The 7,020-nt window shown below is 61.7% G+C and carries 6 protein-coding genes and 2 pseudogenes; 3 read left to right on the top strand and 5 right to left on the bottom strand.

Features of this window, described 5'->3' with window-relative positions:
• Positions 1 to 98 (bottom strand): annotated as a pseudogene (locus AC2VON_RS25220) (NfeD family protein); the annotation flags it as partial.
• Between the two features lie 83 nt (positions 99 to 181).
• Here AC2VON_RS25220 and AC2VON_RS25215 point away from each other — a divergent pair.
• A complete protein-coding gene (locus tag AC2VON_RS25215; RefSeq protein ID WP_486955258.1) occupies positions 182 to 415 on the top strand; it encodes a DUF4158 domain-containing protein in 234 nt (77 codons plus the stop codon).
• On the top strand, positions 351 to 3,140 hold the full coding sequence (locus tag AC2VON_RS25210; protein ID WP_486955257.1) for a Tn3 family transposase: 2,790 nt from the start codon (positions 351 to 353) through the stop codon (positions 3,138 to 3,140). Before AC2VON_RS25215 ends, AC2VON_RS25210 begins: the two co-directional genes overlap by 65 nt.
• Positions 3,141 to 3,233: 93 nt before the next feature.
• On the opposite strand, the gene AC2VON_RS25205 is transcribed toward AC2VON_RS25210, so the two are convergent.
• The 3 genes from AC2VON_RS25205 to AC2VON_RS25195 form a co-directional block, all read right to left on the bottom strand.
• Positions 3,234 to 3,899, bottom strand: coding sequence for a chymotrypsin family serine protease (locus tag AC2VON_RS25205; protein WP_486955256.1), 666 nt, complete (start codon positions 3,897 to 3,899; stop codon positions 3,234 to 3,236).
• 103 nt (positions 3,900 to 4,002) lie between these two features.
• A complete protein-coding gene (locus tag AC2VON_RS25200) occupies positions 4,003 to 4,218 on the bottom strand; it encodes a hypothetical protein (protein WP_486955255.1) in 216 nt (71 codons plus the stop codon).
• Positions 4,219 to 5,257: 1,039 nt separating this feature from the next.
• Entirely contained in the window at positions 5,258 to 5,920 is a 663-nt protein-coding gene (locus AC2VON_RS25195) for a hypothetical protein (protein WP_486955254.1), read from the bottom strand.
• A 310-nt stretch (positions 5,921 to 6,230) separates the two neighbouring features.
• On the opposite strand from AC2VON_RS25195, the gene AC2VON_RS25190 reads away from it, so the two are divergent.
• Positions 6,231 to 6,824 (top strand): recombinase family protein, encoded by a 594-nt coding sequence (locus tag AC2VON_RS25190; RefSeq protein ID WP_486955253.1) that lies wholly within the window; start codon positions 6,231 to 6,233, stop codon positions 6,822 to 6,824.
• 68 nt (positions 6,825 to 6,892) lie between these two features.
• Here the strand turns inward: AC2VON_RS25190 and AC2VON_RS25185 are convergent.
• Positions 6,893 to 7,018, bottom strand: a pseudogene (locus AC2VON_RS25185) (NfeD family protein); the annotation flags it as partial.
• Positions 7,019 to 7,020: the final 2 nt, after the last annotated feature.

The raw sequence follows: 7,020 nt of genomic DNA, 5'->3' as shown, positions 1-7,020 counted from the left end.
GCCGAGGACAGCCGCCGCCGCAGGGCCGGACGAACCACCACCAGCAGCAGCACCGAAACCGCCAGGAAAACCACCCCGTCACACCAGACCGGCCAATCCGGGGTGTTGGTAAGGATCGTGTCACCAGGTACAAACGGCGTTTCCGGCGTGGCGGGTGGGCTGTCGCTGTAGCTTCTGCGGGGTGGGCCGCGAGGTTGATCAGGATGAGCTGATCGACTGCTGGACGCTCGTCGATGACGAGGTGGCGCTGGTTGCGGGTAAGCGCGGGGCAACGAGGCTGGGCTTTGCGCTGCTACTGCGGTTCTACACCGAGCGGGGCCGGTTCCCGCGTGGCCGTTCAGAGATTCCCGATGCCGCCGTTGACTACGTGGCCCGCCAGGTCGAGGTGGAGGCCGACCGAGATCGCTTTTTATGAGTGGACGGGTCGTACCAGCAAGTTTCATCGGACCCAGATCCGTCAGGCGCTGGGTTTCCAGGAGTGCACAGTTGGCGACGCTGAGGCGTTGACCAGCTGGCTGATCGAACACGTTACCCAAGTCGAACGCGGCGCCGAGCGGGTGCGTGAGCACCTGCTGGGTGAATGTCGCCGGCGGCGGGTGGAGCCACCGACTGCTGGGCGAGTGGATCGGATCGTGCGGTCGGCGCTGCGCCGCGGTGAGGACGTGCTGTTCGACCGGATGGCATCGCGACTGGCCGAGCCGCAGCGGCAGCGCCTGCTCACGCTGATCGAGGCTGATGGTGGCGAGGACGAGGAAATCGAAGATGGTGCAGCGGTGTTGGCCGCGATCCGATCCGATCCGGGCAACGTCAGTCTCAACACGATGCTGGTTGAGATCGCCAAGCTGCAGGCGGTGCGCGCGGTCGGAGTGAACGCGGATGTTTTCGCCGATGTAGCGCCCAAGATCGTGGCCGGCTGGAAGGGTCGGGCGGCGGTGGAGTCGCCGTCTCACCTGCGTGAGCACCCTTTACCGGTGAAGCTGACCCTGCTCGCGGCGCTGCTGGTGTGCCGCCAACGGGAGATCACCGACATCCTGGTGGAGCTGTTGTGCTCGACGGTGCACCGGATCAACGCGCGTGCCGAGGTGCGGGTCACCAACGAGTTGATCAAGGAGTTCAAGCGGGTCACCGGCAAGGAGAATCTGCTGTTCCGGGTCGCCGAGGCCACCGTCGATGCCGGTGACAAGCTGGTGCGCGACACGGTGTATCCGGTCGCGCCGCAGGCGGTGCTGGCTGATCTGGTGGCCGAGTTCAAAACGTCGGGGCCGACCTATCAACGCACGGTGAAGGCGACCCTGCGCGCCTCCTACACCAACCACTACCGGGCCGGGCTGATCAAGCTGCTGTCGGTGCTGGAGTTTTGCTCCAACAACACCGTGCACCGGCCGGTGCTCGACGCACTGGAGTTGATCGGCCGCTACGCCAACGCCGGGAACCTGCGCTACTACCCTGGCGATGAGCCGGTACCGGCACATCGGGGTCTCTCGGGTGATTGGGCGGAGTTGATTCATCAATCCGACAAGCGTGGGCAGCGGCGGGTGGTGCGGATGGTCTATGAGATCTGCACGTTTCAGGTGCTGCGAGATCAGCTGCGGTGCAAGGAAATTTGGGTGGCAGGTGCCGACAAGTGGCGCAACCCAGCCCAAGATTTGCCGGTCGACTTCGAGGAACACCGTATCGAGCACTACCGGGCGTTGCGTAAACCGCTGGATCCGGGCGAGTTCATCGACGAGCTGCGTGAGCAGATGCACACCGAACTCGACGCCCTGCACGCCGTACTGCCCGAATGCAGTTGGCTGCAGGTCGCTGATCGTCGCCAAGGCGCGATCAAGCTGACACCGTTGGCGCCGGTGGCCGAGCCTCGCAACCTGCGCCGGCTGAAAACCGAGATCCGCACCCGCTGGGGGACGGTGCCGTTGATCGACATCCTCAAAGAAACGGTGCTGCGCACCGGCTGTCTGCGCGCGGTCACCTCGGTCGCCGACCGGGGCACCCTGCCCGAGGACGTGCTGGCTGAACGGCTGCTGCTGGCGATCTATGGCTACGGCACCAACACTGGCCTTCGCGCGGTCGCCGGCGGCGCCCACGGGCACGATGAGGACGAGATTCGCTATACCCGCCGCCGCTACCTGACCGTCGAGGCGGCGCGGCGGATCGCCATCGAGATCGCCAACGCCACCTTCACCGCCCGCCGCACCACGATCTGGGGGGAGTCGTCGACTGCGATCGCATCGGATTCCACCCATTTCGGGGCGTTCGACCAGAACATCTTCACCGAGTACCACTCCCGCTACGGCCGCCGCGGCGTGCTCATTTACTGGAGCGTGGAAAAAGGCTCGGTGGCGATCCACTCCCAGCTGCTCAACTGCTCGGCGTCTGAGGTGCACGCGATGGTTGACGGCGCGATCCACCACGGCACCGACATGGCGGTGGAAGCCAACTATGTGGACACCCACGGTCAATCCGAGATCGGGTTCGGCATCACCAAGCTGCTCGGATTCGATCTGCTGCCCCGGATCAAGCGCATCAACAAGGTGAAGCTCTACCGGCCCACCGCCGGGGAGCCGGAGTCGTGGCCGGGGCTCAGACCGGCGCTGACGCGGCCGATCAACTGGACGAAAATCGCCGAGCAGTACGACCAGATGCTCAAATACGCCACCGCGATCCGAACCGGCACTGCCTCCACCGAGGCGATCTTGCGGCGGTTCATGAAGGCCAACGCCGCCCACCCCACGTATCAGGCGATGATCGAGCTGGGCCGAGCACAAAAGACGGTGTTTTTGGCCCGCTACCTGCGTTCACGCGGGCTGCAACGCGAGATCAACGAGGGGCTCAACGTCATCGAGTCGTGGAACCGCGCCAATTCGATCATCTTCTACGGCAAAAACGCCGAACTGGCCTCCAACCGACGCGACGAACAGGAGATGAGCGTCCTGTGCCTGCGGATCTGCCAGGCGGCGATGGTCTACGTCAACGTGCTCATGATCCAGGACGTGCTCGCCGACCCCGACTGGGACGGCGCCCTCACCGCCGAGGACGAACGCGGTCTTACCCCGCTGTTCTGGTCGCACGTTCTGCCCTACGGCGAGGTCAAACTCGACATGAACACCCGACTCGCACTGAGTGGGCCACCGCCCAGATGAGGATCGATCCTGGTACACCGCTGGCCAAAACTTCGTAACCGCAGCCCGTGCAGCGCCGGTCATCGTGGCGGGTTATCCGGTGCAGTCTGGGGCTCACGCCGGGATCGGGGTGAATCCAGACCCGGTGCCGCCGTTGGCGTTGACGTCATCGAGGATAGCGCTGAAATAGATCATTTTGATTCTGGGGTAATCCTGGGATGGGACGACTGAAGGTGCCCAGAAAATTATGTTTCTATAACCGTTGCGTAGCATACCGACGAGAAACCCATCAACGGTGACCGGCGCACCTTCATCACCTGGCTGAAAGGGTAAAAAGTTCACGTTGACGACCCTAGGGTTCACAGTTGGACCGGCGATGGCACCGCATGTGAACCCGGTGGCAGCGCCTTGCTGGCAGGCGGGCTGGCCGGTATTGGGCTGGGGGCCGATGCCGTTGATCGCAAATCCCGAGAAGTTCGCCAGCGGGATCACTTTCGCTGAATCGAACTTGATTACTTCGTAGCCGAGGTCGCCGCTGGCGATGTCGCCTTTGACGGCCACGACGGTTCCCACGGTGGTGTCTGTTCCCTCGGCGACCACCTGGGCACCGGGTCCGCCACAGTGTGCGGTGGTGAAACCTACCAGCTCACCTGTGTTGTCGTGACCGATGGTGGTCAACGTGCAGTAGGTGCCGTCCACGACTATGCCAGCGCCACCCCCGAGAGAGATTTTCTCATCGGCCCAGGCGGTGACCTTAGGCCAGATAACCTCGATCAGCATCGCCGCAACGATAGCCGCGCCCAATACGAATCGACGCTGGGTGCAGGCCCTTGCGCCTGTGCCTAGCGGATTTCGCTCGTCCGGCCCTACCGTCCGCCGGATATCAAGCAGCCGTCTCTGCAACCGCTTCAGCGCACTTGACCGCATTGTCAACTAAGTCCAAAATGCCTGGTATCAGATCGCCAAGCTCGGGAGCTTCGAATATCAGTTCTTCGATCACTATCTGAGTTAGAAGTTCCGAGAGCGACACGGTTGCCGTCCAAAGGCCGTTGAGGGCGTTCAATGCGCCCTGGCAATCAGCAGATACTACATCAGCCATCTTATAACCTTTAGTGTATGAACCACGGGGGGTTGTTGATATTTTGTGCAATTCGCAAGCGGTGTTGGGCCGCTCACGACGGATACTTTGTTAATACGGATGCCGTATTGTGGCCTGTTGCCGCCTCCTTTCGAATCATTGTGTGATCAAATCTGTATTTACGCAAATTCGGCGCACAGTTCCAATCCGTCCGAGACTATATCAATTGCAACTCCCGCCGCTATGACGATAGCCCCTACGGCAGCCGAGATTATACCGTCGTCATCCAATTCGCGAATGATATTAGTCAGTTCGACCACATCTGCGGCGAGGTCGTTGGCCCCGGTTTCTATCAGGCTGCATATTTCATCACCTAGTTGCTGTGTTGACGTAGCCATTGCTATCTAATCCTAACTTTCAAGTTGTACGGCTTTTATTACTTAGATCATTCTTTCAGGCGATGTCGCCGGGCGGTCGCTATCCCTGGACAGTCTGTAGGCTTTTGATGAGCGTCTGGACTTTGTTCGCTAGTACCTCATTACGCTGGGCAGCGTTGTTAGCGAACGTTTGAAGCCGAGCGGGGTCGACCACGCCGATCTTTGCGATCTTTTTGGGAGGAGGAATCGGCTTGGACCTGACTTCCGCGAGTCGCTGCTCGAATTGTTGATACGCGGCTCTGAGGTTATCGATATTTTTGGCAAATTCTGGAAATCGTTCACGCAGTTGGGGCGAAAGTTGTTGCTCGCCCCCAGAAGGTGGGGTCGGTAGCCGTTTGCCCAGCCGATTTCTGTCAAAACGACTAATCGCACTCCGTAGTTCTTGATGTAGTATGCGATTTCGAGCTGCGATGCCTTGGAGGGTCTCTATGGCCTGTCTTTGTGCAGGTGTGCGAGGTGCGGTCATGACATGACCGTAGCGCCGACGGTTACCGACGGTCAACACCACAAAACTGTGAATATATTAGCAATTTCCATGAATTCATGGGCTGCGTCAGTCGGCGTTTCAGTGCTCGGCCAGTAGCATCTACTAAACTGCCAGACGGCTAAAGCTGCCGGCCAGATTAGAACGGAAGGTCGAACAGATCCGGTGTCACGGCGGCGGTATCGCCTGCGACATCAGCAAGCATGTCGCCGAAGGACAAAGTGGGGATGGACTCAAAAATAGTGGGGACGATTTGGAAGAGGTCAACGCCAAACGTCTGAAGCAGCGCGGCCCCCATGTCTGCTGTTGAACCATCGGTGACTGCGGTGTCGAATGCTTGACCCGCATTGAGCAGCGACTCACTAGCATCGATCCACTGCTGGTTAAGTGGATCGAGGAACAGTTGATCGGCCAGATCCGACAACGAACCGGAGTGCGCCGAGATGGCGCTTTCGGCTGGACCCACGTGGTCGTCCAAGAAGTTCACAACGCTGTCAACTATCTTCGTCTGGCTGTCGATGAGCGCAGTCGCGTTTTGTTGTACCTGACCCGACAGGCCGGACACGTCTACTCCGCTGAACACGTTGCCCGCGTCGGTGAAATTGGTGGAGGCGGTGCTCAACGAGTCGGCAGGGTTGCCAGACGCGAGCGCCTGCTGTGCTGCTTGGTCCCACATCGTGACGTATGGCCCCAGCGCGTCCGCGCCCGACCTGGCATCAGCGCCGCCGGGGACAACCTCGACAACATCGCCGCCCGGGGCGGCATGAGCCGCGCCCAGCCCGACCATCGCCGCGGCAGCCATCGCTGCCCCGGTCAACCCAATACCGGTACCGACCCGGCGCACAGCGAACATGCAAAAGCCCCTACGTTTACGGCCTCGCCCACTTGGTCGAGGAGACCCCGATCATAGCCTGTGATCCGACCAGGTGCGGAAAACTCCGACGTGCCTCACCTACTCCCCTCACGGTGTCCGTTTGCGGAACCCCAAACGGACACCACGACAAGCCGACCGGGTATCCCCGCGACGTCGGGCAGCGATACTCCGGTCGCGTCTCAGATACCCGGTACGGAAATATTCTCACTGAGGGGTGGCTATCCGTTACAGTCGGATCGTGGCCGACGCCGGAGTCCTCATCGGATACGCGCGGTGTTCCACCGACGCGCAGGACCTCACCGCACAGCGCCAGCGGCTAGGCGAGCTTGGCGTCACCGAGGACCGGATCTACCTCGACCACGGCCTCACCGGCACCAACCGTGCCCGCCCGGGCCTGAACCAGGCACTGGCAGCGGTCCGTGCCGGCGACACGCTGGTCGTGCCGAAACTCGACCGGCTCGCGCGCTCGGTGCCCGACGCCCGCGCGATCGGCGATGACCTCGCTGGCCGCGGCATCAAACTATCCCTCGGCGGCCAGAATTACGACCCAACCGACCCCATGGGCAAGATGTTCTTCAACATCCTCGCCACGTTCGCCGAGTTCGAGGTCGACCTGCTGCGGGCACGAACCCGAGAAGGGATGGCCGTCGCCCGTGCCAAAGGTCGCCTCAAAGGCCGCCAACCCAAGCTGACCGTTAAGCAGCAGAACGAATTACGTCGCATGCACGGCACCGGCGACTACACCATCACCGACCTCGCCGAGCTGTTCAAAGTCTCGCGGCCCACGGTGTACCGCACCATCCAACGCGAACCCGCCCCGCCAACCCGTTGAGCCCCTGTGCAACCCAAGAAGCGGCCACCGGCTGAGGCACCGCCACCCCGTTTGTACCTGGTGACACGATCCTTACCGACACCCCAATCCACCAGAGCGCTGGTCGCGGCCGCTGACAGCGCGCCGCCGCCAAGCATCAGCAGAAACATGTCGCCGGTGAGCGCCTCCGCGCCGGCGAGCCCCAACGCGAAGATCA

The sequence above is a fragment of the Mycobacterium sp. TH-M82 genome, assembly GCF_057473605.1.
The sequence above is the reverse complement of the archived record's forward strand: the minus strand, read 5'-3'. Positions and strand labels throughout refer to the sequence as shown.

Bases quoted from the DNA above. Each gene is read 5' to 3' on its own strand.
- AC2VON_RS25210 (WP_486955257.1), top strand. From the start codon at position 351: ATGCCGCCGTTGACTACGTGGCCCGCCAGGTCGAGGTGGAGGCCGACC.
- AC2VON_RS25205 (WP_486955256.1), bottom strand. From the start codon at position 3,899: ATGCTGATCGAGGTTATCTGGCCTAAGGTCACCGCCTGGGCCGATGAG.
- AC2VON_RS25200 (WP_486955255.1), bottom strand. From the start codon at position 4,218: ATGGCTGATGTAGTATCTGCTGATTGCCAGGGCGCATTGAACGCCCTC.
- AC2VON_RS25195 (WP_486955254.1), bottom strand. From the start codon at position 5,920: ATGGCTGCCGCGGCGATGGTCGGGCTGGGCGCGGCTCATGCCGCCCCG.